The sequence below is a fragment of the Microbacterium sp. NPDC060132 genome, from assembly GCF_042729675.1.
In the GTDB taxonomy this organism is placed as follows: Bacteria; Actinomycetota; Actinomycetes; order Actinomycetales; family Microbacteriaceae; genus Microbacterium; species Microbacterium sufflavum.
Window position 1 is genome coordinate 1,367,793 of sequence record NZ_JBHWXU010000001.1, and the last position, 26,981, is coordinate 1,394,773.

23 protein-coding genes are annotated in these 26,981 nt (G+C 66.5%); 17 read left to right on the top strand and 6 right to left on the bottom strand.

The window, feature by feature from the left end:
* Positions 1–74 precede the first annotated feature (74 nt).
* From ACFWCH_RS06800 to ACFWCH_RS06830, 7 genes are all read left to right on the top strand, one after another.
* Entirely contained in the window at positions 75–1,643 is a 1,569-nt protein-coding gene (locus tag ACFWCH_RS06800; protein WP_378803201.1) for a type I restriction-modification system subunit M, read from the top strand.
* A complete protein-coding gene (locus tag ACFWCH_RS06805; RefSeq protein ID WP_378803202.1) occupies positions 1,640–2,761 on the top strand; it encodes a restriction endonuclease subunit S in 1,122 nt (373 codons plus the stop codon). The genes ACFWCH_RS06800 and ACFWCH_RS06805 overlap by 4 nt, the downstream gene beginning before the upstream one ends.
* Complete coding sequence (locus ACFWCH_RS06810) at positions 2,758–5,895, top strand: type I restriction endonuclease subunit R (RefSeq protein ID WP_378803203.1); 3,138 nt, start codon at positions 2,758–2,760, stop codon at positions 5,893–5,895. The genes ACFWCH_RS06805 and ACFWCH_RS06810 overlap by 4 nt, the downstream gene beginning before the upstream one ends.
* Before the next feature lie 52 nt (positions 5,896–5,947).
* Positions 5,948–7,411, top strand: coding sequence for a hypothetical protein (locus ACFWCH_RS06815; protein ID WP_378803204.1), 1,464 nt, complete (start codon positions 5,948–5,950; stop codon positions 7,409–7,411).
* On the top strand, positions 7,411–9,357 hold the full coding sequence (locus tag ACFWCH_RS06820) for a hypothetical protein (RefSeq protein WP_378803205.1): 1,947 nt from the start codon (positions 7,411–7,413) through the stop codon (positions 9,355–9,357). Before ACFWCH_RS06815 ends, ACFWCH_RS06820 begins: the two co-directional genes overlap by 1 nt.
* 46 nt (positions 9,358–9,403) lie before the next feature.
* Positions 9,404–11,113 (top strand): hypothetical protein, encoded by a 1,710-nt coding sequence (locus tag ACFWCH_RS06825; RefSeq protein WP_378803206.1) that lies wholly within the window; start codon positions 9,404–9,406, stop codon positions 11,111–11,113.
* A 199-nt stretch (positions 11,114–11,312) separates the two neighbouring features.
* The gene (locus tag ACFWCH_RS06830) at positions 11,313–12,314 is read left to right on the top strand and encodes a hypothetical protein (protein WP_378803207.1); all 1,002 of its coding nucleotides are present in this window, start codon (positions 11,313–11,315) and stop codon (positions 12,312–12,314) included.
* Between the two features lie 40 nt (positions 12,315–12,354).
* Here the strand turns inward: ACFWCH_RS06830 and ACFWCH_RS06835 are convergent, their stop codons facing one another.
* Positions 12,355–13,851, bottom strand: coding sequence for a SulP family inorganic anion transporter (locus tag ACFWCH_RS06835; RefSeq protein WP_378803209.1), 1,497 nt, complete (start codon positions 13,849–13,851; stop codon positions 12,355–12,357).
* A gap of 155 nt (positions 13,852–14,006) precedes the next feature.
* On the opposite strand from ACFWCH_RS06835, the gene ACFWCH_RS06840 reads away from it, so the two are divergent.
* From ACFWCH_RS06840 to ACFWCH_RS06850, 3 genes are all read left to right on the top strand, one after another.
* The gene (locus tag ACFWCH_RS06840; RefSeq protein WP_136034458.1) at positions 14,007–14,573 is read left to right on the top strand and encodes a TetR/AcrR family transcriptional regulator; all 567 of its coding nucleotides are present in this window, start codon (positions 14,007–14,009) and stop codon (positions 14,571–14,573) included.
* A gap of 98 nt (positions 14,574–14,671) precedes the next feature.
* Positions 14,672–16,093: an MFS transporter gene (locus tag ACFWCH_RS06845; RefSeq protein WP_378803210.1), complete on the top strand. Its 1,422-nt coding sequence runs from the start codon at positions 14,672–14,674 to the stop codon at positions 16,091–16,093.
* Between the two features lie 125 nt (positions 16,094–16,218).
* Positions 16,219–16,734: a hypothetical protein gene (locus ACFWCH_RS06850; protein ID WP_378803211.1), complete on the top strand. Its 516-nt coding sequence runs from the start codon at positions 16,219–16,221 to the stop codon at positions 16,732–16,734.
* Positions 16,735–16,744: 10 nt separating this feature from the next.
* On the opposite strand, the gene ACFWCH_RS06855 is transcribed toward ACFWCH_RS06850, so the two are convergent.
* On the bottom strand, positions 16,745–17,977 hold the full coding sequence (locus tag ACFWCH_RS06855; protein WP_378803212.1) for an MFS transporter: 1,233 nt from the start codon (positions 17,975–17,977) through the stop codon (positions 16,745–16,747).
* 82 nt (positions 17,978–18,059) lie between these two features.
* On the opposite strand from ACFWCH_RS06855, the gene ACFWCH_RS06860 reads away from it, so the two are divergent.
* Positions 18,060–18,365 (top strand): helix-turn-helix transcriptional regulator, encoded by a 306-nt coding sequence (locus tag ACFWCH_RS06860; RefSeq protein ID WP_247638159.1) that lies wholly within the window; start codon positions 18,060–18,062, stop codon positions 18,363–18,365.
* Here the strand turns inward: ACFWCH_RS06860 and ACFWCH_RS06865 are convergent.
* From ACFWCH_RS06865 to ACFWCH_RS06880, 4 genes are all read right to left on the bottom strand, one after another.
* Positions 18,362–18,586 (bottom strand): helix-turn-helix transcriptional regulator, encoded by a 225-nt coding sequence (locus tag ACFWCH_RS06865; protein ID WP_206252005.1) that lies wholly within the window; start codon positions 18,584–18,586, stop codon positions 18,362–18,364. The two genes, ACFWCH_RS06860 and ACFWCH_RS06865, sit on opposite strands and share 4 nt — an antisense overlap.
* A complete protein-coding gene (locus tag ACFWCH_RS06870) occupies positions 18,586–19,074 on the bottom strand; it encodes a DUF2975 domain-containing protein (RefSeq protein ID WP_136034449.1) in 489 nt (162 codons plus the stop codon). Before ACFWCH_RS06870 ends, ACFWCH_RS06865 begins: the two co-directional genes overlap by 1 nt.
* Positions 19,075–19,153: 79 nt before the next feature.
* The gene (locus tag ACFWCH_RS06875; RefSeq protein WP_378803213.1) at positions 19,154–20,656 is read right to left on the bottom strand and encodes a DUF4127 family protein; all 1,503 of its coding nucleotides are present in this window, start codon (positions 20,654–20,656) and stop codon (positions 19,154–19,156) included.
* A 48-nt stretch (positions 20,657–20,704) separates the two neighbouring features.
* On the bottom strand, positions 20,705–21,418 hold the full coding sequence (locus ACFWCH_RS06880) for a GntR family transcriptional regulator (RefSeq protein ID WP_378803214.1): 714 nt from the start codon (positions 21,416–21,418) through the stop codon (positions 20,705–20,707).
* A 112-nt stretch (positions 21,419–21,530) separates the two neighbouring features.
* Between ACFWCH_RS06880 and ACFWCH_RS06885 the strand changes: the two genes are divergently transcribed.
* From ACFWCH_RS06885 to ACFWCH_RS06910, 6 genes are read left to right on the top strand one after another with little or no spacing between them, the layout of a single operon-like run.
* Positions 21,531–22,838: an ABC transporter substrate-binding protein gene (locus ACFWCH_RS06885; protein WP_168387117.1), complete on the top strand. Its 1,308-nt coding sequence runs from the start codon at positions 21,531–21,533 to the stop codon at positions 22,836–22,838.
* A 10-nt stretch (positions 22,839–22,848) separates the two neighbouring features.
* The gene (locus ACFWCH_RS06890; protein WP_247638162.1) at positions 22,849–23,817 is read left to right on the top strand and encodes a carbohydrate ABC transporter permease; all 969 of its coding nucleotides are present in this window, start codon (positions 22,849–22,851) and stop codon (positions 23,815–23,817) included.
* Positions 23,804–24,670: a carbohydrate ABC transporter permease gene (locus ACFWCH_RS06895; RefSeq protein WP_136036855.1), complete on the top strand. Its 867-nt coding sequence runs from the start codon at positions 23,804–23,806 to the stop codon at positions 24,668–24,670. The genes ACFWCH_RS06890 and ACFWCH_RS06895 overlap by 14 nt, the downstream gene beginning before the upstream one ends.
* The gene (locus ACFWCH_RS06900; protein WP_378803215.1) at positions 24,667–25,350 is read left to right on the top strand and encodes an N-acetylmannosamine-6-phosphate 2-epimerase; all 684 of its coding nucleotides are present in this window, start codon (positions 24,667–24,669) and stop codon (positions 25,348–25,350) included. The genes ACFWCH_RS06895 and ACFWCH_RS06900 overlap by 4 nt, the downstream gene beginning before the upstream one ends.
* Complete coding sequence (locus ACFWCH_RS06905) at positions 25,347–26,282, top strand: ROK family protein (protein ID WP_378803217.1); 936 nt, start codon at positions 25,347–25,349, stop codon at positions 26,280–26,282. Before ACFWCH_RS06900 ends, ACFWCH_RS06905 begins: the two co-directional genes overlap by 4 nt.
* A gap of 41 nt (positions 26,283–26,323) precedes the next feature.
* Positions 26,324–26,956: a PadR family transcriptional regulator gene (locus tag ACFWCH_RS06910; RefSeq protein WP_136045211.1), complete on the top strand. Its 633-nt coding sequence runs from the start codon at positions 26,324–26,326 to the stop codon at positions 26,954–26,956.
* Positions 26,957–26,981: the final 25 nt, after the last annotated feature.

A 26,981-nucleotide genomic window follows, 5' to 3' on the forward strand; every position in this document is an offset into this window, starting at 1 on the left:
CCCGATAGCGTGAGATCAGTGACCAGACCCCCTACCATCTACGCCTTTGTGGCGTAAGGAGACCGCAACACGCCATGGCAGGACGAACCGCAAAGCCGAAACCAACGAAGACGCTGGAGCAGCGACTGTGGGACGCTGCCGACAAGTTGCGCGGAAATCAGGAGCCGAGCGAGTACAAGCACGTCGTGCTTGGTCTGGTGTTCCTGAAGTACATCTCAGACCGCTTCGAGGAGCGCCGCGGCTCGCTGGAGTCGGAGCTGCTCGCAGATGGGATCAAGCCGGAGCGCGTTGCGTCCTTCCTCGAAGACCGCGATGAGTACACCAGCCAGAACGTGTTCTGGGTGCCTGAGAACGCTCGCTGGGGCTACGTGCAGTCCCGGGCGAAACTGACGACCGTCGGCCAGGACATCGACACGGCGATGGACCTCATCGAGAAGGAAAACCCCTCGGTTCGAGGTGTACTCCCGCGCAACTACGGACGTGATGGTCTCGACAAGCGGCGCCTCGGCGAGCTCGTCGACCTCATCGGCGGCATCGGATTCACCAGCACCGATGACCATGGTGCGGACGATGTGCTTGGGCGCGTCTACGAGTACTTCCTCGGGCAGTTCGCCGGCAAGGAAACCGGCAAGGATGCTGGTGCGTTCTACACGCCTCGAAGCGTTGTGAAGACGCTCGTCGAGATGCTCGAGCCGTACAAGGGGCGGGTCTACGACCCGGCAGCGGGCTCGGGTGGCATGTTCGTGCAGTCCGCAGAGTTCGTGAAAGCGCATGGTGGCAAGCGCACGGACATCTCGGTCTACGGCCAGGAGTACACGGACACGACGTGGAAGCTCGCCAAGATGAACCTCGCGCTGCGAGGCATCGAAGCCGATCTTGGCCCGAAGTCAGCCGACTCGTTTACGGAAGATCTACACCCGGACCTCCGTGCGGACTTCATCATCGCGAATCCGCCATTCAACGTCTCTGATTGGTGGGACGGGAAGCTCGCAGATGACCCGCGCTGGAAGTACGGGACACCGCCACAGGGCAACGCGAACTTCGGATGGGTGCAGCACTTCATCCATCACTTGAGCCCGAAAGGCACAGCCGGATTCGTGCTGGCGAACGGTGCCCTGTCAACGCAGAGTGGAGGCGAGGGTGAGATTAGGCGGAGCCTCGTAGAAGAGGGCCTTGTGGACTGCATCGTGGCGATGCCCACAAATCTGTTCTTCAACACTCCGATTCCGGTCAGCCTCTGGTTCTTGTCGAAGGACCGCGCGGGCAATGGCCACCGGAGGCGCGACGACGAAGTCCTTTTCATCGATGCTCGGGCGCTCGGACACATGGAAAGCCGGCGACTTCGAGTCCTCGGCGATCACGACATATCGGCAATCGCAGATGTGTATCACGCCTGGCGCAATCACGATGGCGATTATTCGGATGTGCCGGGATTCTGCCGCGCCGCCAACACCGAGGAGATCGCGAACAATCAGTTCGTTCTGAACCCGGGACGCTATGTCGGTAGCCAAGAACGGGAACGTGATGGCGAAGGAGCTCAGGAACGTCTCGATAGGTTGCGCCGAGAGCTGCTGTCCGCGCTTGACGAGAGCAACGCCCTCGAGGCGGAGTTGCGTCAGCGGATGAAGGGGCTTTCCGCATGACGTGGACGACCGAGTCGCTTGCATCGCGCACTCTCAACTTGGATAGTCGTCGTGTCCCTGTTCGCTCCGTTGACCGCGTCGCTGGGCCGTATCCGTACTACGGAGCGAGTGGAGTTGTCGACTACGTCGATGATTACTTGTTCGATGGACTGCACCTGTTGGTGGCGGAGGACGGGGAGAATCTACGTAGCAGGAAGACTCCGATCGCCTTTCTCGCCGATGGGCGATTTTGGGTCAATAACCACGCACATATACTCCGTGGCAACGAGGCGAACGACACCAGATTCTTGTCTTACGCGCTGGAAGCAACGGACGTAAACGGGTTCCTCAGCGGGTCGACACAACCGAAGCTGACACAGCGCGCCCTCGCGATGATCCCGGTCACAGCCCCAGACCTCGCAGAGCAGGTTGGCATTGCAAGTGCGCTTGGAGCACTCGACGGCCGAATCGCAGCCAACTCGCGGGTGGTCAAAGTCGCCGCTGACGTACTGGACGCCGAGATAGGTCTTATCGAACCAACACTTCCGCTAGTGCCGCTCGGTGAGCTCTGCACGACGGTGCGGTCGACGGTGGTGCCGCGGTCTCTCGGCAGCGACATCGTCGATCATTTCAGCCTCCCCGCTTTTGACTCAGGGGCGCGCCCCGATCGAGTGGCAGGTGAGTCGATCATGAGTGCGAAGGTGCAACTGACCGAACCGACCGTCCTCGTGTCACGCTTGAATCCGCGCTTCAACAGGACTTGGTGGGCGATTCCCGCGGCGGGAGTTCCGGCTGTCGCCTCGACGGAATTTAGTTGCCTGATAGCGAACGCCGACAGCAGCCAGCACCAGCTGTGGCTTTCCGTCCGATCGGGCGCGTTCATCGATGAGTTGCCTCGCCGCGTGACTGGCACGTCCGGTAGCCACCAGCGAGTTCGTCCCGCTGATGTCCTATCGATCGCGGTGCCTGATACGCGTGAAATATCTGACGAAATCCGGCTCCGGGCAGAATCAACGTTGGCTTTGATCCATAGCCGGAGGCAAGAGAACGCGGAGCTGATTCGAGTACGCGAGTCGTTGATTCCAGACCTGCTGGAGGGCGTAGTTCGAGTCCCCGAGTCTCAGGGGCTTCAAGCATGACGTCCTTCAACGAAAACGTCGTCGAGCTAGCCGCGCTCGAATACTTCGCGGAGCTTGGCTATCACACGCTGCACGGTCCGAGCCTCGCGCCCGGCGAAGCTACTGCTGAGCGTGAGTCCTACGAGGAGGTCTTCCTCTGGGATCGACTGCGTGACGCGGTCCGCGTCCTGAACCCTGGTCTCGACAACGACGCGGTCGCTGAGACCATCAAGCGCGTCCGACGGGCCGAGTCGCAGAGCGCTATCGACGAGAATTACCGGCTGCACAAGCTGGTCACCGAAGGCGTGCCCGTCGAGCAACGTGGCTCCGACGGCATCCTCCGGGCGCGCACAATCAACCTGATCGACTTCGAGCACGCAGATCGTAACGACTGGGTCGCGCTCAACCAGTTCACGATTGTCGAGAACGGCAAGAATCGTCGCCCCGACGTGCTGGTGTTCGTCAATGGAATCCCGCTGGCGCTCCTGGAGCTCAAGAACCCCGCTGCCGAACACGCAACGCTCAAGTCCGCCTGGAATCAGGTGCAGACGTATCGGAAGGACATCCCGTCGGTGTTCCTGGCGAACGCCGTGACGGTCATCTCCGACGGAACCTCTGCCGCGATGAGTAGCTACAGCGGTGCGTTCGAGCACTACGCCCCATGGAAGACCATGGACGGTAGGACGGTGATAACCGATCGGCCGGCACTCGAGGTGCTCATTAAGGGCGTCTTCGATAAGACCCGCTTCTTGGATCTGCTCCGCAACTTCGCCGTGTTCAGCCGCGAGACGGTGACGGACAAGGTTACGAAGCAGAAGACTTCTGTGCTTATCAAGCGCGTCGCGAAGTACCACCAATACTGGGCAGTCAACGCTGCAGTCGAATCGACCATCCAGGCATCGAGTCCATCCGGCGACCGTCGTGGTGGTGTCGTCTGGCACACCCAGGGATCCGGCAAGAGCTTCGAGATGGTGTTCTACGCCGCCAAGGTGATGCGCGACGCGCGGATGGCCAACCCGACGCTCGTATTCATCACGGATCGCAACGACCTGGACAACCAGCTTTACGAAGAGGTCTTCGCGCCTGCGCACATCCTGCCTGAATCGCCAGTCCAGGCCGAGACGCGCAGGGATCTGCGCACACGACTGACCCGGGCATCTGGCGGCATCGTCTTCACGACCATCCAGAAGTTCGCACCGGGCGAGGATGGCGATGCGAACGTCGTGCTCACGGATCGACGCAACGTCATCGTGATCGCGGACGAGGCGCATCGCTCGCAGTACGGCTTCAGCGAGTACCTCGACCGCAGCGGACGACTCAAGGCCGGACTCGCCAAGCACATGCGCGACGCGTTGCCGGGAGCTACGTATCTCGGCTTCACCGGCACGCCGATTGATTCGGCAGACAAGTCGACGCGCTCTGTGTTCGGTGATTACGTCGACGTGTACGACCTGACGCGTGCGGTCGAGGACGGTGCGACCGTCCGCATCTTCTACGAATCCCGCCTCGCCAAGGTCGATCTGTCGGCTGAGGACTACGCCGCACTCGACGAACTCGTCGAGGAAGTTACCGAGCAGGTCGAAGAGGACGCTGCCACCGCTGCGAAGTCGCGGTGGTCGCGGCTCGAGGCGATTGTCGGTGCCGATGCGCGTCTCGAGATGGTGGCTGCAGACATCGTTGAGCACTGGGAGAAGCGACGCGAGTCGATCCTCGGCAAGGGCATGATCGTCACGATGAGCCGCCGCATCGCTGTGCGCCTCTACGAGAAGATCGTGGCGCTGCGCCCGGAGTGGCACTCCGACGACCCCGCAAAGGGCAAGATCAAGGTCGTCATGACCGGCTCGGCGGCAGACCCGGCAGAGTTCCAGCCGCACATCCACTCGAAGGACGTGCGCAAGGATCTCAAGGCACGCGCGAAGAACGCCGACGATCCGCTTGAGCTAGTCATCGTGCGTGACATGTGGCTGACGGGCTTCGACGCTCCGTCGATGCACACTATGTACGTCGATAAGACCATGCAGGGCGCAGGGCTCATGCAGGCCATCGCACGCGTGAACCGAACGTTCCGGGACAAGCCGGGCGGACTGATCGTCGACTACATCGGCATCTTCGACAACCTGCAGAGCGCGCTGAGCGAGTACTCGCCGTCCGACCGCGATCAGGCAGGCGTGCCGATCGAGGACATGGTCGACATCATGCTCGAGAAGCACGACGTCGTGCGGGGACTACTTCACGGCGTGACTTACGACGCGTCCCCGGCGCTGTCACCGTCACAGCGTCTCGCCGAGTACGCCAAGGTGCTCGACTTCGTGATGGCTGATCCAGACCGAACGAGCCGTTTCAACGACCAGGTGCTGGCGCTCGCAAAGGCATTTGCGCTGGCCGGCGCGCGTGATGAAGCGGCCGCCATTCGGGACGACGTTCGCTTGTTCACTGATGTGCGCGCGGCGATCCTCAAGATACAGAACCCCGACTCGGGGCGTGGCGGCAGCGGAAGTGTCGAGATCGACACTGCCCTCGGTCAGCTCTTGAACGAGGCCGTCTCGGCCAATCAGGTGATCGACGTCTACCAGCTGGCCGGGGTCGAGACTCCTGAGTTGTCACTACTGTCGGAAGAGTTCCTCGATTCACTCGCCGAGAAGGAGAAGCCCAACCTGCAGATGGGGCTGCTCCGACGGTTGCTGAACGACCAGATCCGCACCGTTCAGCGGACGAATGTGGTGCAGGCACGGAAGTTCTCCGAGCAGCTCGAGGAAGCGATCAATCGGTACACGAACCGATCGCTGACGACGGCAGAGATCATTGCGGAGCTCGTGAAGCTCGCCAAGACGATGCGCGCCGAGGACGCCCGCCACAAGTCGCTCGGACTGCGTGAAGACGAGGCTGCGTTCTATGACGCTGTCCGGATCAATGATGCCGCGGTGCTTGAGCTGGGAGACGACACACTCAAGAAGATCGCCCAGGAACTCGTCACCGCGGTTCGGGCATCGGCAACGATCGACTGGAACCTGAAGGATTCGGTTCGCGCCGCGATGCGCACGAAGGTGCGCCGCTTGCTTGCGAAGTATGACTACCCGCCGGACGCAGAGGCGAAGGCGATTGAGCTGGTGCTCGAGCAGGCCGAAGTCCTCGCAGGCAGCGAGGCACAGCGATGATTAGCCGTGTCGACTCCGCATCTACGAAGCCCCCTCGGAGGTGCGCGTAGCCATGCGATTCTCGGAACACTTCGGCGTCACTCAGACAGCTGATGACGATTGGTTCGACCCCCATCTGACGGTCGATACCAAGCTGTTCATCGATCCGCTGTTGCTCCTCGAAGCCGGAGGGGAGTGGGCCAGTGCTCACGAGCAGCTCATTGCGCACTTTGTCCATTGCTACGGCCTGGTGGCGAAAGCGACCAGCTCGACGTCCGTTTCGGCGCACGCAGCTCGGCGGCTCCTGACGTTCCCGGAGCCATTCGAGGTTGGCTTGGGATACACAGCCAGCGGCACGAGCGGCTCGGGTTCGGGCGATCGATTTGCCGCGACCATGGCGGACGGCATCGCGACCGCGATCGCAGCCGGACTCGCGCAACCTGAACATATCGAGGAGATCGGTATCCTCAATGTCGGCATTGGTCCCGACCGGATTTCCGACGCCACAGTCAACGTGCTTAAGGCGCGTTTCATCGCATACACCCAGATGATCGCCGAACGGCACGGCATCCCGCTCGATACACACCGTGTGAAGTCGGCACGCGTCTCGCTCGATGCAGCCCGCTGGATCGCCGAAGATGTGCAGCTTCCAACGAACCCGAATGACGGTCGACCGGTCATCCTGCTGCCGCAAGCGCTGCTCAACGAGCTTCCGACGCTGAACGCCGATGACTGGTTCGACTCGCACTTCAACGAAGACATCAGACTCACCCTCAACCTCCAGGTCGGCGAGGCCGTGCGGAAGGCCGACATCGTCAGCTGGGCACGCCGCCACCCGGATCGAGTGCGCGAATGGGCTCGTGAACAGACGAGTCGACAAGACCTCCACGGCTACGACTTCAGCGCGGATCCGCTCGGCGTCGTCCAGTGGGACCAGGCGCCAGTCGCATACGCAGCTGAGCATCCCCTCACAGCGCGTACCGTCACGTCACATGATGACCTGCTCATATTGGTCGGTGAGCTCGTCGACCGGTTCCAGCACTTCGTAGAGCAGCAGCGTGGATGGAGCCTGCTCTGGAACTCGGATGGATCGGAAAAGCCCGAGGAGGCGGCGCAGTTGCTGTTCCTCGGATTGGCGCAGCCATACCTACGCCAGTTCAATGTCGAGATCGACCGTGAGGTGGAACTTGGACGAGGACCGGTCGACTTCAAGGCGGCGTCCGGAACCACAGCGCGAGTCTTGATCGAGGTCAAGAAGGTGCATAACGGCAAGTTCTGGAACGGCCTCGAGGCGCAGCTTCCGAGCTACCTCACATCCGATGGTGCCACGCACGGATGGTTCCTGGCGCTGCAGTATCGCGGCACGAAGAGCTCCGTCGACCGCATTCGCCGACTGCCTTCGGTTGTCGCCGTCGCAGCGTCAAGAACCGGAATGACGTTGCGGTCATCGGTCGTCGACGTGCGTAAACCGCTATCTGCGTCGAACATAGAGGCGAGCGACGAGCTTCCCCTTGATGAGGTCACGGAGACAGAGTAGTGATCAAGCGGGTGAAGGACTACTTCGAGGACCGGCGCGCGAAGAAGGCCGACATTGCTCTCAACGACGAGCCTGGGGCTCCGAGCTGGGAATTGACCGCGCTTACGCCCGAGTTCATCGAGTCCGAGCACGCACAATACGCCGAGGCCATCGCCGAGAACCTGAAGAAGGACGATGTCCTAAACATCGCACTCTCCGGAAACTACGGCGTCGGCAAGAGCAGCATCTTGAGACGCGTCGCGGCGGATCACGATGGCCGCGTGGTCGAGCTTTCGCTTTCGACGCTTTCGCCGATTGACGACACCGAGGTCGATGATTCGGTTCCGGCCCAGGCGAGGACGCCAACGAACCGTATCCAGCAGGAGATCGTCAAGCAGCTGCTTTACCGAGAAGAGCCGAGGTCCGCTCGCGCTTCGCGCTTCCGCCGGATCGAGCGCTTTAGCTGGGGGAGGGAGGTCGTGCTCGCCCTCATGGGCGGCGTGGTCGTTGCGCTTGCCTTCATGATTTTGGGCTGGGCGGGGACGATTGAACGCACGCTCCGACCGCTGTTTGAGCTGGGTCTCTGGGTGTACCCGATCATCGCGGTACTCGCGGCTGTCGGGATCGTTGCCGCTCGCGCTCTGCTTCACGGCCGGATCCACATCCGCCAGTTCTCGGCTGGCCCTGCCGCCGTGACGCTGGACGAGAAGTCAGTCTCATATTTCGATCAGTACTTGGACGAGATCGTCTACTTCTTCGAAACCTCGAAGCGCGACGTCGTGATCTTCGAGGACATCGACCGCTTCAACGATTCACACATCTTCGAGACGTTGCGCTCCCTGAACGCGCTCCTCAACGCATCGCCCCAGATCAAGAAGCCAATCCGCTTCATCTACGCCATCAAGGACAGCATCTTTGACCGGGTGAGTCTCGAACACGAGAAGCGCAAGGTCGACGTGGCGCTCATCGAGATCACCGATCCGGCGCAGGCTGAGATCGTGCGGGCGAACCGCACCAAGTTCTTCGACCTCGTCATCCCGGTCGTTCCATTCATTACGCACCGAAGCGCCCGGAACCTGACCACTCAAATCCTGCGTGGCATCGAGCACGACGTGTCGCCAGACCTGATCGATCTCGCCGCCCGATTCGTGCCGGACATGCGACTGCTCAAGAACGTGCGCAATGAGTTCATTGTCTTCCGCGACAGGATCTTTGCGGGGGACGGGAAGCAGCTCGAGCTGAGCGAGACGCAGCTGTTCGCGATGATGCTCTACAAGAGCACGCACCTCAGCGATTTTGAGGTCATCCGGCTCGGCAAGAGCAAGCTCGACAAGCTGTATGAGGTCAGTCGGACGCTGGTATCGGAGAACATCCGGCGCGTTGAGCGCGAGCTTCGGACTGCTCGCGTGGAGATCTCGCGGCGCACGGTCGCTAAGCAGCGGGCGTCACGGCTCGGAAAGTTGTTGGTCGCTCGTATAGATCTGCTGGTGCGTTCATCGAACAACGTCCGTGCTCAAAGCGGCCAGTACCTCCTGAACGGACGAGGTGCCGCCGCGACAGAGTTCGAGTCGATCGAATTCTGGCGTGAGCTGGCCGAGTCCGAGGACCGCACCGTGGGATGGACCAATCCGTACTACGGCGGCGGGTCGTTCACGCTGTCGCGGAGCGATATCGCTGTGCTAGTTGGCGACACACTGGACTTGGAAGCGTGGCGCGAAGGCGACGACGAGGTGGAGTCCGAGCAGGTTCGGGAGTTGCAGGAACAGCTTGCATTCCTGCGCACGTCCGACATGGGCGAACTCATGGGCCAGCCCGATTTCCTGGTCGAGTACGAGGGCGACTCAACCGCTCGCTGCTGTTGCAGAGAAGCTACTGACGAAGGGGCTCGCGTACAACCTGATCCGGGCGGGCTACCTCGATCGCAACTTCACGCTCTACACATCGACGTTCCACGGGGACCGCGTTAGTCCCGCGGCCACGAACTTCATCATCCATCACGTCGAGCGTGGACTCATGGACGCGCAGTTCGTCCTGTCAGCCGAGGACGCAGAGGCTGTGATCCGTGAGCGCGGAGCCCGGTCGCTCGCCGATCCAGCTCTGTTCAATATCGCGATCCTGGACCACCTACTGGGCGCAAACAGCGCAGATGCAGACATCATGATCACGGCGCTGGCACGCCTCGACGCAGACGGCAAGAAGTTCCTCGAGAGCTACCTGAGCAGCGGTGCTTCCCGCGAGGCGCTCGTGAAGAAGCTCACGGCACGGAGCCCGCGAGTGCTCAACTACTTGGTCGCGGACGTCGACCTGGACGACGAGACGAAAGTCATGCTCGTCAGCGCCTGCCTCGCAGGCTTGGCTACAAAGCCGAAGCAAGCCGTGACAGAGAAGGCAAAAGCCTACCTCGCTACCAACTATGCGCAGCTGCCCGCAATCGCGAGCGATGCGTTGCCTGCTGCGCGAGCCGAACGCATCGCACTCCTGTTCAAGGACGTCGGTCTGTCGCTGCCTGACCTATCGGGCACGAGCGAAGTCGTGCGGCCGGCATTTGTGAAGCTCGGTCTCTACGAGATGAGTCTGTCGAACCTCCAGGCGGCGGTCGGTGACAATGGCGGTCTTGGTCTCGACCAGCTCAGAGCCGCTCATCGCGCGGACGTGTACGCCAAGGCGCTTGCCGAGCTGCCGAGCTATCTCGACGCTGTCGGTGGTCACGCCGCAACGAACCATGCGGCCGACCGGTTCCACGTGGTTATCGGTGAGGTGCACGGAGCGGCGCCGGATCTCCTCGAGCGCTTCATCGAGGGTGTCTCCGACGAGAGCCGCATTTCGGATGTCGAGGACGTGCCAGAGGAGACCTGGTCCGTGCTCGCGGCGCACGATAAGTTTCCGGCCACCTTCTCGAATGTGACGAGATATATCGAACAGATCGGCAGCGCGGACGTGAATCTCGCTGTGGTGCTTTCGTCGGCGGAAGAGATCACCGAGCACGAAGATGCCGACGAGGACGAGAAGCGCAGCCTCGCCGTTACCCTGATCTCCACCCCGTCCACACTTGGTGCTGTGCTTCGAGCGAAGCTGGCGGAAAGTCTCGGGCTGAAGGCGTGGCTCGCGGTCGCTGATCTGCCCGTCGAGTCGGGTGCGCTGTATCCCGAGCTGGTCGCTCGCCGGGTGATCTCCGGCAGTGCCGCGACCTATGAGCATCTTGCTTCTGCGGACTGGACGACGCGTGAGCGCGTCATCGCCGTGTCGCCGAAGTTCGCCGAGTGGGTGACGCCGGATCTCGTCGGCATTGACCTGGCGAAGGTGCTTGCGAGCACGTCGGTGACGGACGAGGCGAAGCGGGTAATCGCTGAGAACGCTGAAGAGTACACATCAGCCGGCGGGGCAGCTGGGCTTGTCGAAATCGGGAAGACTGCTCGAAGGCTCGGAATCCTGGTGAGTTTTTCGGTCGTTGAACAGATGGCGAGTCATCGGATCGGAAATAGTGAGGTGCTACATCACCTCATGCCGTACCTGAATACAGCATCAGACGCGCAGCTCTTCGGAGTGCTGAATTCTCTGGGTGGCGACTATGGTCAGCTGACGCGATTCGGCCGCGATAAACCGAAGGTTCCGAACACTGCCGACAATCTCAGGCTCATCGAGTCCCTGAAGCAGCGTGGCATCGTTACGCGAGTTGAGGATGATCGCAACCCGATGAAGATACACAAGCGATACGGCAGTTGAGTGAGTTACAAAAGAGCGGCTACGCGATTCCGCTGGAAGTGGCGACTCGATCAGCACCCCAGGCGTCCGCCAGCACTCATGGACCGCGTGGAGGGCGATCGAGAAGCTCGCCAGTCAAATCCAGGCGGCCATCGGCTGAGGCACAGGCGTTTCACGGCACGCTGCGTTACGGCAACGTTCGCGTTAGGAGATTCGAGCCATGTCCACGGCTGCCATCGCATTCACTCATCAGGACGTCGCGGCTGCGCTGCCTCCAGACCTCCGCGATCGGCTGCCGGTCGATGAACACGGTCAAACTCAGGTCGAGATCGTGAAGGCGCTCTTCAGGCACGAGCAGATCAAGCCCGGAGAGTTCCGCTGGACTCAGATTCGCGAACTAGACGATGAAACCTGGAAAAGAGCGCTTGAGGCCCACGGCGCCGTCCACCGGGCGACCCGAAGCTTCGATAGCTCCCTTTCTTTTGCGTGGGCTGACCTCCAGAACGTGAGGGAAGAGGTCCTTCGACAACTTCGGTCGCGGTCGCGCCCCAACGAGTGGATGCCGCCACTCGTCGAGTATCGGATCTTGAACTTCAGCGCCGGGCTTAAGATGTACCACGAGCACGTCGAAGCAGAAGCAGTTCGCCACGGTGAGCATGGGCTCAAGGACGAGGTCGCCCGATCGTTCTCCGATACCTACGATCGCAGCTTCGGTTACCGTCTGCTCTACTCGATGCGGAATGCGTTCTTGCACGGTGCGCGCCGAATCACCACTCTGCATATGATCGCGCGCGTCACCGGGGCGGACCAGCCGGGTCGCGAGCCCGAAGCCCGCGTGCTTTTGGACAAGGAACGCTTCGCCGTGGGTAAGAGCAATACTGCAGCCCGACGGCAGGTGCGCGAGCACGACGCTGACATCGACCTCTTGGATCTCAGCGCGGATGCCTTCTCCGAAGTTGAGAAGCTGCACCGACGTTTAAGCCCTTTGCTGCACCCAGACGCGCCAGTCGCCGCCCAGTTGATCGGCGAGCACATGCGAGAAGTTGGGAATGAACGCGCACACTTCCACAGCTACATCCGCGGCTTCCCATTCGCCACTCATACTCTCGATCGTCTTGGATTCGAATACGTGGTTGCCCAGCTCGGCGTAGAAGCGGTGTACGAAGACGGACTCCCAGACCGTGCTGCCGCCGCAGTTGCGAGATACTCAAGCAACGACTGAAACTCTCCTCACCGTGACATGGGGGGGATCCGGCGGCAACCTACTCGAACCCGCCCGTCAGCCGCCCGTGCATCGTCCCGCTCGAGTCATTCATCCCGACGATCTCCACCGTCTTCCCCAACGCGGCGTACTTCGTCTCGATCGCGTCCAACGCGGCAACCGTTGACGCGTCCCACACGTGCGATCCCGACAGATCAACAACAACGCGGGATGGATCGTCCGTGTAGGAGAACAGCGTCGTGAGGTCGTTGCTCGACGCGAAGAACAGCTCCCCATCCACGACATACGTCACCATGTCGCCCGCAACCGAACGCGTCACCGTCACGAAGTGCGCCACCCGCCGGACGAACAGCACCGACGCGACCAGCACGCCACCCACAACCCCGACCGCGAGGTTGTGGGTGATCAGCACGAGCACGACCGTCGCCACCATCACGAAGGTCTCGCTCTTCGGCATGCGCTTCAGCGTCGACGGCTTGATCGAGTGCCAGTCGAACGCCCCGATCGCGACCATCACCATCACGGCCACGAGCGCCGCCATCGGAATGGTCCCGACGAAGTCGCCGAACACCACCACCAGCAGAAACAGGAACACGCCGGCGCAGAACGTGGAGATGCGGGTCCGCGCACCCGAGGCCTTCACGTTGATCATGGTCTGACCGATCACGGCGCAGCCGCCCATGCCGCCGAAGATCCCCGACAGCACGTTCGCGACGCCCTGCGCCCACGACTCGCGCGTCTTGTTCGAGTGGGTGTCGGTGATCTCGTCGACGAGCTTCGCGGTGAGCAGCGACTCCATCAGCCCGACCAGCGCCACCCCGAGGGCGAACGGCGCGATGATCGTGAACGTCTCCCACGTCAGCGGCACGTTCGGGATGAAGAGCTCCGGCAGGCTCCGCGGCAGCTCGCCTTGATCGCCGACCGTGGGCACCGTGATGCCGAACGCGAGCACGACCCCGGTCACGATGATCACCGACACGAGCGGCGCAGGCACGACCTTCGTGAGCTTCGGCATGACCAGCATCACGACGATCCCGAGCGCCACGAGCGGATACACGAGCCATGGCACGTCGATCAGCTGCGGGAACTGCGAGCTGAACACGAAGATCGCCAGCGCGTTCACGAACCCGACCATGACGCTGCGGGGGATGAACCGCATGAGCTTCGCGACGCCCAGCACTCCGAGCACGACCTGGAAGATCCCGGCGAGGATGACCGTCGCGATGAAGTAGTCCAGCCCGTACGTCGGCGCGACCGGCGCGATCACGAGCGCCACGGCCCCGGTCGCCGCGGTCACCATCGCCGGGCGCCCGCCGAGGAACGCGATCGACACCGCCATGATGAACGACGAGAACAGCCCCACCTTCGGGTCCACCCCCGCGATCACCGAGAACGCGATCGCCTCCGGGATCAGCGCCAGCCCCACGACGAGCCCGGCGAGCACCTCGCGCGTCAGCATCCGCGGGTTCTTCAGCGCGGTGAGCACCGACGGGTGGTCGCGATAGCGGGCGCGGTCGAGGGTCGTCGATGCAGACAATGGGGGCTCCAGGGGGAAGGTGCCTCAGAGGAAGAGGCAGACGATCCAGCCTATGCGGACACACCGACCCGGAAGTCGCATCGCCCTGCCGCTTCAGCCCGCGCAACCACCGCACCTCTTGCCCCGCCCGCAAGAGTGAGTGTACAGTCACTCTCATGCCCGCCACCCGAAGCTCCGTCCTCTCCACGGCCGACGCCCGCCGTCCGCTCGTGGCTGCTGCGGCTCTGCGTGCGTTCGCGCGCCGGGGCTTCCACGGCACGACCGTGGCCGATGTCGCGGGCGAGGCGAAGATCTCCCCGGCCTACGTGTTCAAGCTGTACTCCGGCAAGGAGGCGCTCTTCGTCGCCGCGCTCGACGCGTGCTTCGACGCGATCCTCGTCGCCCTCGAGGAGGGCGCCGACGCCGCGCAGGACCAGAAACCCGCGACCGTGCTCGAAGCGATGGGCGATGCCTACGCCCACCTCATCTCCGACCGCACGCTGCTCATGCTCCAGGTGCACGCGCAGTCCGTGGCCGACATCGAGGTGATCGGTGAAGCGCTGCGCGCGGGGCTGGGGCGCATCACCACGTACGTCCAGTCCCGCTCCGGCGGCAGCGACGAGGACGTGCAGCGCTTCATCGCCTACGGGCAGCTCTGCCACCTCATCGTCACCACGCAGCTCGACGGACGGCCCGAGGACTGGGTCGCCCTCCTGACTGCGGGCATCACCCACCCCGAGTGAGCCGCCCGCGGTCGCACCCTTTCGCGTGCCTGCGAGAGTGAGTGAGCAATCACTCCCCTTGAATCCACACCGACCGACACGACAGAGAAGAGAGAACCATGACCACCCTCACCCCACTCGCCTCCGCCGCAGCCCCTCTGCGCAGCACCCGCCGTTGGCTCGCCCTGAGCGTGCTCGCGCTCGCGCAGTTCCTCGTGGTGCTCGACGCCTCCATCGTCAACATCGCCCTTCCGGTGCTCGGGCAGCAGCTCGGCATGGGCACGGCCGCGCTCGCATGGGTCATCACCGCCTACGTGCTCGCGTTCGGCGGCCTCCTGCTCCTCGGCGGGCGGCTCGCCGACCGCTACGGCCACCGCCGCGTGTTCCTGCTCGGCACCGCGGGGTTCGTCGTCGCCTCGGCCCTCGCGGGGTTCTCGGTCGTGCCCGAGATGCTCCTCGCCGCGCGCGCACTCCAGGGGGCATCCGCCGCACTGCTCGCCCCCGCGGCCCTCGCCCTGCTCACGCACCTCTTCCCCGACGACGCCGAACGCACCAGAGCGCTCGGCGTCTGGGGTGCCGTCGCGGGCATCGGCTCCGCGGCCGGCGTACTCCTCGGCGGCGTGCTCACCGCGACCCTCGGGTGGCAGTCGGTGTTCTTCGTGAACGTCCCGGTCGGGGCGGTCGTGCTCATCGCCGTCCCGCTCCTCATCACCCGCGACACGGTCCGCGCCTCCGGTCGCCTCGACGCTGCCGGTGCGATCAGCGTGACCGCGGCACTCGTCGCCCTCGTCGGGGCGTTCAGTGCGGTCGAGCAGCTCGGCTTCGTCCACCCTCTGCCCCTCGGGCTCTTCGCCGTCGCGCTCGTGCTCGGCGCCGTGTTCCTCCTGATCGAGCGTCGCGCGCCGGAGCCGCTCCTCCCGCTGGCGGTGTTCCGCAACCGCGACCTCGCCCTCGGCAACGTCGTGATGCTGCTCGGCGGCGCCGCCATGGTCGCGCTGTTCTTCGCGCTCTCCGTGTTCATGCAGGCGGTGCTCGGCTACGACGCGCTCGCGACCGGCCTCACCCAGCTGCCGCTCGCCGGTGCCCTGGTCGTCGTCGCGGGCGTCGTCCCGGCGCTGATCGGTCGCGCCGGCGCTCGACGCGTGCTCGCCGCCTCGCTCCTCGTGCTCGCCGGTGGGCTCGTGTGGCTCGCGCTCGCTCCGTCTGACGCGGTCTTCCTCGTCCACCTGCTCGGCCCCACGCTGCTGATCGGCATCGGACTCGGGGGCGCGTTCGTCGCCACGACCCAGCTCGCGGTCGACGGGGTCGACGGGGGAGAGGCGGGACTGGCGGGCGGACTCATCAACACCAGCCAGCAGATCGGAGGTGCGGTCGGCCTCGCGGTACTCGGAACGATCGCGGGACTGCGCACCTCGGCGCTCGATGCCGCCGGTGTCCCTGCCGCCGAGGCGATGACGGGCGGCTTCTCCTGGCTTTTCCTCGGTGCCGCCGCGCTCGCCGTGATCGGCGCGGGAACCGTCGCGGTGTGGCGCCGCCGCTGAGATGCGGCAGTCGGCCCCGCGCGTCGCCTCCGGGCGCGCGCGGGGCCGCTGCGTGCGCACCTGCACCCTTCCTCTCCGCCGGCACCTCCGCCATGATGAAGGGGACCGACCGCGAAGGAGACCCCGTGTCGCTCACGCCGCCACCGTCGCAGCACATCGAGACCGCCGCCTCTGCACTCCCGGGCGCCGTGGTGATCGCGGGCATTCGACGAACTCTGATCTGGATGGTGGTCGCGGGCGTCGTCTACTCCGCCTTCATGACGGGCAGCAAGAGCTACTGCCCGGGCGGTTACGACGGCAGCGGCGGCTTCGTCGATTCCGAGGGTCGGTCGGTGGACCAGGCGCCCGTCTGCGTCTCGATGGCGCTTCAGTCCAACGTGCTGGTCTACGTCGCCCTCGCAGTGATCTTCCTGATCGCGCTCGGTCGCGTGACGAAGGCTGCCGACGAGCGTGCGGCACTGCGGACGCTGGAGCGCGCGATGTACGGAGCCGGCGTGCTCGTCGTGATCGCCGTCGTGGTGTCGCAGGTGTGGTTCCAGTCGATCGATCTCGAGCAGTTCACCTTGGGGTCCTGGTCCGTCGTGAGCCCCTTCCCGCTCGGGATCATCGACGTGTCGACCACCCCGATGACGACCCCCTGACCGCCCGGAGCTACCGCCCCGCCCGCACCCGCAGGGTGAACGCCACCGCGGCGAGCGCGATCACCACCACCCCGTACCCGACGCACACCGCCTCCAGCCCGACCACGCCGACGAGTGACCCGGCGACCACGGCGGGCACGCCGAACGCGAGATAGGCGAGCACGTACAGCACCGCGAAGGTGTCGGCGCGTTCGGTCGGGGGAATGCGCGGTGCGAGCGACGCGACCACACCGGAGAACGCCGTGCCGAAGCCCATGCCCGTGACCGCGGCCGCGCCCAGGTAGAAGGGGAGCGAGCCGACCCCGAGCGCGAGGAGCGACAGCAGCGTGCCGAGGCCGAGCGCCGCGGTGCCGAACAGCACGCTCGTGCGCGCCGAGCGCCCGCGCATCGCGAACGCCGTGACCGCCCCGACCCCGGCGAGCAGCACCACGCCGAGGCCCTGCCACAGGTGCGCGACGCCGCCGAGCTCACGCGCCACGATGTTCGCGCCGAGCGACAGGAACAGCCCGCCCGTGGCCCACCCCGCCACGACGGCCGGGGCTCCGCGCCAGAAGTCGCCCCGGATCGCGGCGGGGATCGACAGGCGGAAGCTCAGCGACGCCCACGCGCCCGGCCGCCGCGGAGCCGTCTCCGGCACGACGAGGAACAGCGCTGCGAGCAGCACGTACACCGTGGTGAGCGGGGCGAACACGTCGAGCAGCGCCTCCCGGGTGAGATCGAGCATGACCGCCGACACGAGCGCGCCGAGCGCGAGTCCGATGCCGGGGCTCAGCGCGTTCCACAGCGCGGCCGTCTTCGCTCGACCCCCGGGGGCGAAGTCGAGCACCGTCGCCGACAGCGCCGAGATCAGCGCCCCGCTCGCGACGCCCTGGAGGATGCGCGCCACGAACAGCACCCACACGGCGTCGGCGTGCCAGAACAGGAACATGCTCCCCGCGAGCAGCAGGAACCCCACGACCGCGACCGGTCGCCGCCCCACGTGGTCCGACAGCGACCCGGCGGTGAGGAGCGTCAGGAGCAGTGCGACCGCGTACACCGCGAACACCGCGCTGATCACGACCGGCGCGAACCCGATGTCGTGCGCGAGCACGGGGTAGAACGGCGAGGGTGCGCTCGCTCCCGCCATCATCAGGATCTGCGCGACCACGACGAGCACGAACCCGAGCCGGGTGCGCGTCGTGGTCGGGCGGGGGTGCCGGGGCGCGGCGGGCGGGGCGGTGACGATGGGCTCGGTGGTGGTCATGCGCGGCTCCTTGACAGTTCGAGAATCATCGAACTCTCGGAGCGTACTCGCCCTCGCACCATTGTTCAACTATTCTCGAACCATGCCTGGCGACCTGCCCCACCCGGAGCGCTCCGAGATCCAGCTGACCGAGGTGCTCTTCGCGCTCAGCGACCCCGAGCGACTGGCCATCGCGCGCCAGCTCGCCGACGGTCCCCTCGACATGGCCTCCTGCCACGCGACTGACCCGAACCTGCCGAAGTCCACCAAGTCGCACTTCATGAAGGTGCTGCGCGAGGCCGGCGTCATCCGCAACGAGCCCAACGGGCGGCGCCGTACCCTCACCCTCCGCCGCGACGACCTCGACGCCCGCTTCCCCGGGCTGCTCGACTCCGTACTGCCGGGCTAGTCCGCGGGCGCCCCGTCGTCCGGCACCCACCGCAGCAGGTCGCCCGGCTGGCAGTCCAGCGCCACGCACAGCGCATCGAGCGTCGTGAACCGCACCGCCTTCGCGCGGCCGTTCTTCAGCACCGCGAGGTTGGTGGGGGTGATCCCGATGCGCTCCGCCAGCTCGCCGACACCGATCTTCCGGCGCGCCATCATCACGTCGATGTCGACGACCACCGGCATCAGATCACCTCGTCGTCGAGCTCGGACCGCAGAGCCCGTGCCTCCGCGTCGCGGTCGATCGCCTGCCGCAGCAGCGCCTTCATCACCACGACGAGCAACGCCATCCCGGCGAGCACCACTCCCGCACCGCCGATCAGCGCGACGACGCCGGGTGCCATCTCGCCCGGGGCGAGCAGGGCCGCGAGCACCCACGCGAGCACCGCCGCCGCCAGGATCGCCCCGATGATCGTGTCGACGAAGCGGAACGAGGATGTCGAGAAGAGGGATCCCCGCCGCACCTTGCGGAGCAGGATCCACACGCACACCCCGAACACCTGCATCGTCGCGACGCCCAGCACCAGGATCGCGACCAGCGTGATGCGCGCCCACGTCGCCTCCCCCTCCAGGTCGGCGTACACGAGCGGCGCGATCACCGTCTGCACCACCAGCGACCCGAGCAGGGCGAGGGCGATCACCACCTGCAGCGCGATCGTCGTTCCCTTGGCCATGCGACACCTCCCGTCGAGAAACAACAGAAATCTATCGTTAATCGTTCGATGAGGCAAGCGCGAACGCCGGCCGCCGGAGCTACCGCAGCACGAGGCCGATCTCGAACGACCGCCGCCACGGCAGCGTCAGCTCGTCGATGCGCACGCCGTCGGCGGGGAGCATCGACTCCAGCAGTGCCGTCAGCTCCGCACGGATCACCCGCGACGCCTCGGCCACCCGCGCGTCGTCCGCCATCGGGTAGATGTCGGGGAACAGCGACGGCCCGGAGTCCGTGCGCACGACGGCCTGATACGCGAAGTCGTCCAGCAGCCGGGTCAGCAGGGCGATCCGCGCCGCCCGCTCGTCGAACGACCCCGTGGCCCGGCCGACCACTGCGGCGGCCGCGACCGCGACCACACTGCCGAGCGTGTTCCCCGCCGTGTTCCAGCCGCCGAACGCCTCCAGCCGCCCGAGCAGGTCGGCGTCGGCGAGCGCGCGCACCAGCGCCTCGTCCGCCCCGTTCGGATACCGCACGTCGGCCAGCGCGACCCGCTCGCCCGCCTCCAGCCGCTCCCGCACCAGGGCGACGGTGCCGGCGACGGCCGCGGTGTCGACCACATCGGGCCGCCCGCGGAACATGTCGTGCCGGTCGGGATCGGGGGCGTGCAGCACCAGGGTCACGTCGGCGTCCGCCGCCACCTCGACGGCACCGGCCGCGCGGATCTGCCGGCTCGCCGAGGCCGCCAGCGACATGTTCTCGTACGGCGGGATCCGCTCCATCCCCGCGGCGTCGGCGCACGCCACCGCGAACGACACCGTCACCCCGGCGTTCCCCGCGAGAGCTCGGGCGACGAGCGCCGCCCCCACCTCGTCGGCGCCCGGGTACATGAGCACGCGACGGCCCGACGGCAGCATCCGCATCCAGTGCCGCAGCCACACCTGCTCGGCGCTTCCCGCCGCGAACGGCGCGGTGTCGTCGGCGGTGATGGCGAGGAAGTCGAGCGTCTCGTCCTCGACCAGCCCGAGGGTCGAGAGGTTGACGATGTGGTTGCGCAGGCGCCGCGTCGCGTAGTCCGACACGACATCGGCCGGCACGGGTGTCAGCTCCTCCAGCGGCAGCACGTCGGTCTCGCCGAGCAGCCGGTGGGCGTCGCCCCCGAGGGCGTGGATCTCCTTGCCGTGCGCCGTCCAGTACTCCGGCTCCTCGGCCGCGGAGTACGAGTTGCTGGCGCGCGTGACCAGGGAGACGGCCGAGAGCGGCAGCTCGGGGCGCATCCGCCGCACCTCGCGCAGCACGTCGAGACGCGCCAGCACGTCACGCGTCGTGTCGTGGCTCGTCCGGCTCGCGATGAGTCCGCCGTAGAGCAGCATGTCGACCGACACCACGAGGTGCACGGTCGCCGGGTCGGCCGCGCGCTCCCGCAGCCAGGCGCCGAGCGCGTCCGCGTCGCCCGCCGTCCGGTATGCGGGGAGGATCTCGGCGGGCGGCACGTCGAGCGTCACGCCCGCGACCGCGGCGACGTCGCCGGGCAGCTTCACGTTCACCGGCCGATCGTCGAGGGGGAGCAGGGCGATGCGCGGGCGGAGGGTCGGGTCGGACACGAGGAGCCTTTCGTCGGTGAAGGGATTGCCGGTCGGGAGCGCGAACGCTCAGGGGCGGGAGATCGAGAGGAGGTAGGAGTAGCGGTCGCCCCGGTACACCGACTCGGCGTACTCCAGCGGCCGGCTGCGGGCGTCGTAGGTGGTGCGCTTGACGAGGAACGCGGGCGAGAACGGGGGCGTCTGCAGGGCCGCGGCCTGCTCCTCGTCGAGCACGACCGCGTGGATCTCCTGGTCGGCACGCACGGCCGAGATGCCGAACCGGGTGCGCAGATCCTCGTAGAGCGAGTCGCCCACGATGCCCTCCTCCAGCCCCGGCACGGCGTCGGCCGCGATCGAGCACACCTCCAGGCAGATGGGGATGTCGTCGGCGGTGCGCACGCGGCGGATCCGCACCACCGGCGACTGCGGGCTGAGGTTCAAGGCGTAGCCGGTGGTCTGCCCCGCCGCGGCGATGGACACATCGACCGACAGCGATCCTGGCCGCATGTTGCGGGCGAGCATGTCCTCGGAGAACGACGTGAGCTCGAAGGCCTTGCTGATGCGCGAGGCGCTGACGAAGGTGCCGGCGCCCTGAAGCCGGTAGACCAGCCCGTCGCGCTCCAGCTCGTCGAGCGCCCGGCGCACCGTCTGCCGGTTGACCTCGAGCGACTCGGCGAGATCGCGTTCGGTCGGCAGCTTCTCGTGCGGCGCCAGGCCCTGCTGGATGACCTCCTCGAGATGCCGGCGCACCCGCTCGTGCTTCGTCACACCCTCGATCGTCATGGGTTCCCCCTCATTTGGACTAACCCAATCTTGACGACCGCCCCCAGGTGTGTCAATGTCTGTTCTCAGCGGTTCCGAATTGGTCTATTCCAATCCTTTTGCAAGGTCAACGATGAGCGGAGAACTCCCCATGCACATGAAGCAGCACATGCGCCGGCGCGCCCTGGTCGCCGCCGGACTGACCACAGCGACGGTCGTGGCCCTCAGCGGATGCGCGGGAGGCGGCAGCGACGCCGACGGCCCCACCGAGATCACGTTCTCGTACCTGTGGGGAGGGGAGGAGGCCAAGGCCCTGGAGGCGATCATCGCCGACTTCAACGCCAGCCAGGACGACATCGTCGTCAAGGGCGTCTCCAGCCCCGACACCCAGAAGCAGCTCACCTCGATGTCGTCGTCCAACGGCTCGTTCGACATCTCCGACAACTTCGGGAACACCGTCGGCGCCTGGGCCTCGAAGGGCATCCTCGCCCCGCTCGACGACGCGATCGCCGCGGAGGGCATCGACGTCGACGACTTCGTGCCCAGCGCGATGGAGCAGATGACCTACGACGGCAAGATCTACTCGCTGCCCATCGCCATCCACAGCTTCCAGCTGCTCTACAACCCCCAGCTGCTCGCGGAGGCGGGTGTGACCCCGCCCACCACCATGGACGAGCTCGCCGCCGCCATCCCCAAGCTCACCAAGAAGGACGCCTCGGGCAAGATCACCCAGCTCGGCCTCGGCTCCGCCAACGACAGCACCACGCTCACCACTCTCGGCTACGCGTTCGGCGGCAGCTGGGACGGAGAGGACGGCCCGACCCCGGCGGAGGACGGCAACCTCGAAGCGCTGCAGTGGTACCAGGACAACGTGATCGAGCCGGTGGGCGCCGACGCCATGGCCACGTTCGTCTCCGGTCAGGGCGAGTACCTCTCGGCGCAGGACCCGTTCTTCAGCGGCCAGGTGGCCATGATCATCGACGGCGAATGGCGTTCGGCCAGCGCGGCCAAGATCGCCCCCGACTTCGAATGGGGCGTCACCGCCATCCCCGCCGCCACCCCCGAGCTGGAGAACAGCACGCAGGTGACCGCGAGCACCCTGTTCATCCCCGCCAACTCGAAGCACAAGGAAGAGGCGGCGACGTTCCTCGCCTACCTCGTCAGCGACGAGCCGATGGAGAAGTTCGCCGTCGCGCTGGGCAACCTCCCCGGCCGCTCCTCCCTCGCCGGCAGCGCGGCCTTCGACGAGCTGCAGGACTTCGGCGTCTGGGCCGAGGCGGCCTCCTCGCCGAACGCCAAGTCCCTCGCGAGCCGCCCGTACAGCGCGGAGTACGCGACCGACCTGGCCACCGCGTTCGACGAGGTCGTGCGGCTGACGGCCACCCCGGAGGAGGCGATCGCGACCGTCGAGGAGCGGATGTCCTCCTACTCCTCGAAGTGAGCGGCGCTCCGTGACCACGGCCACCACACCCCGGGTCCGGCGGGAGACGACTCCCGCCGGACCCGGCGCCCCCGTCCGGCGGCGCCGCAGCCGCCGCACGACGCTGATCGGCCTCGCCTTCGCCGCGCCGTTCATCGTCGGCTTCCTGTTCCTGTTCGCCTACCCGATCGTGGCCTCGGCGTACTACAGCTTCACCGACTTCAACCTCTTCCAGGCGCCCGAGTGGGTGGGCCTGGACAACTACACCCAGATGTTCGCGGACGGGGTGTTCTGGAAGTCGCTCGCCAACACCGCCGTGCTCACCGTGTTCGGGGTGCCGCTCGCGATCGGCATCGCGCTCGCCGGAGCCCACCTGCTCAACACCCCCGTCCGCGGCCAGCCGCTGTACCGCGCGCTGGTGTACCTGCCCTCGATCGTGCCCGTGGTGGTCGGCGGCTACCTGTGGCGCTGGCTGCTCAACGCCCAGTACGGCTTCATCAACCACTTCCTGTCGTGGTTCGGCATCGAAGGGCCGGCGTGGCTGCAGCAGCCGGAATGGACCAAGCCCGCCATCATCATGATGTCGCTGTGGACCGTCGGCGGCACCATGATCATCTACCTCGCGGCCCTCCAGGAGGTGCCGAAGGAGCTGTACGAGGCGGCCGAGCTCGACGGTGCGGGAGTCTGGCGCCGGTTCACGAGCGTCACCTGGCCGACGGTGTCTCCGGTGACCCTGTTCCAGGTGATCGTGAGCATCATCGGTTTCCTGCAGATCTTCACGCAGCCCTACATCCTGTCGCAGGAGCGGCTCAATCAGGCCGGCTCCGGGCCCGGGCAGTCGATGCTCTCCTACGCGATGTACCTGTACCAGAACGCGTTCGTGTTCCTGAAGATGGGCTACGCCTCGGCCATGGCCTGGACGCTGTTCATCGTCACGCTCATCGTGAGCCTCATCGTGCTCGCGTCGTCGAAGAAGTGGGTGCACGATGGCACACGCTGAGATCTCCGCCCCCGCCCGCCGGCCCCGCCGCACGCGCCGCACGCTGCGCCGCGTCCGGCAGCAGGTGTCGGTGGCGCTGCTCGCCCTGCTGTTCCTCTTCCCGCTGCTGGTGATGCTGTCGACCGCGTTCAAGACGCCGGGCGACGTGTTCTCCTCGCCGCCCACGCTGCTTCCGGCCGAGTGGACCATGGACAACTTCGCCGAGGCGTTCGCGCAGATCCCCGTGTGGCGTTACCTCGGCAACACGCTGTTCGTGTCGGGCATGAGCATCCTGGGCACGGTCATCTCGTGCCCGCTGGTGGCCTATGCGCTGGCGAAGGTGAAATGGCGCGGCGCCCGCCCGCTGCTCATCCTCGTGCTGGCCACGATGATGCTGCCGCCCCAGGTGACCCTCATCCCGCTGTTCCTGGTGTGGAACGGGCTCGAGGCGACGAACACCTATCTGCCGCTGATCGTGCCGGCCTTCCTGGGCACGCCGTTCTTCATCTTCATGATCCGGCAGTTCCTGCTCGCGGTGCCCGACGAGCTGATCGAGGCCGCGCGCCTCGACGGCGCCTCCGAGTTCCGCACCTACGCGACGATCGTGCTGCCCCTGGCCCGCCCGGCCATCGTCACCGCGGCGATCTTCCAGTTCGTGTGGGCGTGGACCGACTTCCTCAATCCCCTCATCTATCTCAACGACCAGTCGACGTACACGCTGTCGATCGGTCTGTACGCCTTCTTCGGGGAGAACGACGTGGCGTGGGGACCGCTCATGGCGGCATGCGTGATGTTCACGCTGCCGGCCGTGGTGATCTTCCTCATCGGCCAGAAGTTCTTCATCGGCGGCGTCAGCGCAGGAGCGATCAAGTGACACACGACACCCTCGAACTGCTCCGTGACAGCCTCGTCGCCTCGGTCCAGGCGTCAGCGGGCACCCCGGCCCGCGACACCCACGTGATCGGCGCGCTCGCGGAGTCGGCACTGCTCGGCGGTGCCAGCGGGCTGCGGTTGAACGGACCGGAGGACCTCCGCCGGGTGCGGTCGGCGACGGCGGTGCCGCTGATCGGACTGCACAAGGTGTGGAACGGCGTGCGCAACGTGATCACGCCCGACGTCGCTCTTGCGGAGGGCCTCGCCGCGGCGGGGGCCGACGTCATCGCGGTGGACGCCACGACCGAGCAGCTCGGCACGGACTTCGGCCTGCTCGGCCGGATCGCGCAGGCCACCGAGCTCCCGGTGATGGCCGACGTCTCCACCGCGGAGGAGGGCAGGAGGGCGTGGGAGGCGGGCGCCGCCGTGGTCGGCACCACCCTCTCCGGCTACACGCCGCACTCGCCGCGGCAGGACGGACCCGACCTCGATCTCGTCGCCGCGCTCGCCGCGGCCGGCATCCCGACCATCGCGGAGGGCCGCTACCAGACACCGGAGCAGGTGCGAGCGGCCTTCGACGCGGGGGCCTTCGCCGTGGTCGTCGGCGGGGCGATCACCGACCCGATCGCGCTCACGCGCCGGTTCGTCGCGGCGACCCCGAAAGCCGGGGAGCGGGTGTGATCGTCGGGGTCGACATCGGCGGCACCAAGATCGCGGTCGCCGGATTCGAGCCCGATCCCGCGGGCGGCCGTCGCCGGGTGACGCCCGTGCGCAGCTGTGCGACGCCGGCGCGCGAAGGCGGGGACGCGATCGTGCGGGCGGTCGTCGAGGCGGTCCGCGCGGTCGCCGACGGCGAACCCGTGACGGCGGTCGGTGTCGGCACGGCCGGCGTGGTCGCCCCCGACGGATCCATCACCTCGGCCACGGACGCGATCCGGGGGTGGGCGGGGTTCCCGCTGCGCTCGGCACTCGAGCGCGCCACGGGGGTTGCGGTCGTGGTCGTGAACGACGTGCACGCGGCGGCGGTCGCGGAGGCCGCCCAGGGAGCGGGTCGCGGAGCGGGCGGGCTGCTGATGGTCGCGGTGGGCACGGGCATCGGCGGGGCCGTGGTCCTCCCGGACGGGCTCCGCACCGGGGCGACCGGCACCGCGGGATCGGTCGGGCACACCGAGCTGGCGCTGCCGGCCGAGCTCGCCGGGAGGCGCTGCGGCTGCGGGGCGCCCGGGCACGTCGAGGCCGTGGCGTCGGGGCCCGGACTCGAACGGACGTACCGGGAGCGCACCGGGACACCGCTCCCGTTGCGCGAGGTGGATGCCCTGGCCCGTGTGGGCGACCGGACGGCGGCGGAGGTGATCGCGCAGGGGGCGCAGTTCCTCGGGCGCGCTCTCGCCGCGGCCAACGCGGTGCTCGACGTCGAGGTGGTGGCGGTGGGCGGGGGTGTCGCGGGCATCGGTGAGCGGTATCTGGACGAGGTGGCGCGGGCCTATCGGGCCGTGGCGATGCCGGGCCCGGCGCGGGCCCGCGTCCTTCCGGCCGAGTTCGGGGTGGACGCGACCGCGACCGGCGCGGCCCTGCTCGCGCCGGTCGAAACTCCCACCCCACGCCCAGCGTGAGCGATATATCGTTAACTATCGTTCACGACTGGGAGGTCATCATGAGCAACGCATTCCCCTCCAATCCGTTCGGCGGAACCGGGAACACCGGCGGCAGCGGTGCCGGTGACTTCGCGTCCGGCCTCGGCAACCTCTTCGGCGGACCCCACGGTCCGGCCGGCGCGCTCTTCGAGGCGATGGACCAGCTCCGCAAGTCGTTCGACTCGCGCCCGTCCGGCGGCTCCCGCATGGCGCGCGGCGACGTCCGCACCGCCGTGCTCACGCTCCTCGCCGAGCGCCCCATGCACGGCTATCAGATCATCAACGAGATCGCCGAGCGCAGCGGCGGCACCTGGAAGCCCAGCGCCGGTTCCGTGTACCCCACGCTCCAGCTGCTCGCCGACGAAGGGCTGATCGAGGCGGAGGAGCAGAACGGCCGCAAGACCTATGCGCTCACCGAGGCCGGTCGCGCCGTCGCCGACGAGACCACCGAGACCCCGGCGCCGTGGGTGTCCACCTCCGACAGGGACCGCGGACGCGACCCCCGCTACAGCGCGCTGCCCAAGGCCGGCGTCGACCTGGCCGCCGCGGCCGCACAGGTCGGTCGCAGCGGTTCGGCGGAGCAGGTGCAGCAGGCGATCGAGGTGCTCGACGACGCCCGCCGTAGGCTGTACACGATCCTTGCCCAGGACTGACCGCGTCGTGCGGCATCCGGCGCGG

Bases quoted from the DNA above. Each gene is read 5' to 3' on its own strand.
- ACFWCH_RS06800 (WP_378803201.1), top strand. From the start codon at position 75: ATGGCAGGACGAACCGCAAAGCCGAAACCAACGAAGACGCTGGAGCAG.
- ACFWCH_RS06825 (WP_378803206.1), top strand. From the start codon at position 9,404: ATGGACGCGCAGTTCGTCCTGTCAGCCGAGGACGCAGAGGCTGTGATC.
- ACFWCH_RS06845 (WP_378803210.1), top strand. From the start codon at position 14,672: ATGACCACCCTCACCCCACTCGCCTCCGCCGCAGCCCCTCTGCGCAGC.
- ACFWCH_RS06910 (WP_136045211.1), top strand. From the start codon at position 26,324: ATGAGCAACGCATTCCCCTCCAATCCGTTCGGCGGAACCGGGAACACC.
- ACFWCH_RS06805 (WP_378803202.1), top strand. From the start codon at position 1,640: ATGACGTGGACGACCGAGTCGCTTGCATCGCGCACTCTCAACTTGGAT.
- ACFWCH_RS06815 (WP_378803204.1), top strand. From the start codon at position 5,948: ATGCGATTCTCGGAACACTTCGGCGTCACTCAGACAGCTGATGACGAT.
- ACFWCH_RS06895 (WP_136036855.1), top strand. From the start codon at position 23,804: ATGGCACACGCTGAGATCTCCGCCCCCGCCCGCCGGCCCCGCCGCACG.
- ACFWCH_RS06880 (WP_378803214.1), bottom strand. From the start codon at position 21,418: ATGACGATCGAGGGTGTGACGAAGCACGAGCGGGTGCGCCGGCATCTC.
- ACFWCH_RS06865 (WP_206252005.1), bottom strand. From the start codon at position 18,586: ATGCCGGTGGTCGTCGACATCGACGTGATGATGGCGCGCCGGAAGATC.
- ACFWCH_RS06840 (WP_136034458.1), top strand. From the start codon at position 14,007: ATGCCCGCCACCCGAAGCTCCGTCCTCTCCACGGCCGACGCCCGCCGT.
- ACFWCH_RS06830 (WP_378803207.1), top strand. From the start codon at position 11,313: ATGTCCACGGCTGCCATCGCATTCACTCATCAGGACGTCGCGGCTGCG.
- ACFWCH_RS06810 (WP_378803203.1), top strand. From the start codon at position 2,758: ATGACGTCCTTCAACGAAAACGTCGTCGAGCTAGCCGCGCTCGAATAC.
- ACFWCH_RS06860 (WP_247638159.1), top strand. From the start codon at position 18,060: ATGCCTGGCGACCTGCCCCACCCGGAGCGCTCCGAGATCCAGCTGACC.
- ACFWCH_RS06870 (WP_136034449.1), bottom strand. From the start codon at position 19,074: ATGGCCAAGGGAACGACGATCGCGCTGCAGGTGGTGATCGCCCTCGCC.
- ACFWCH_RS06885 (WP_168387117.1), top strand. From the start codon at position 21,531: ATGAGCGGAGAACTCCCCATGCACATGAAGCAGCACATGCGCCGGCGC.
- ACFWCH_RS06855 (WP_378803212.1), bottom strand. From the start codon at position 17,977: ATGACCACCACCGAGCCCATCGTCACCGCCCCGCCCGCCGCGCCCCGG.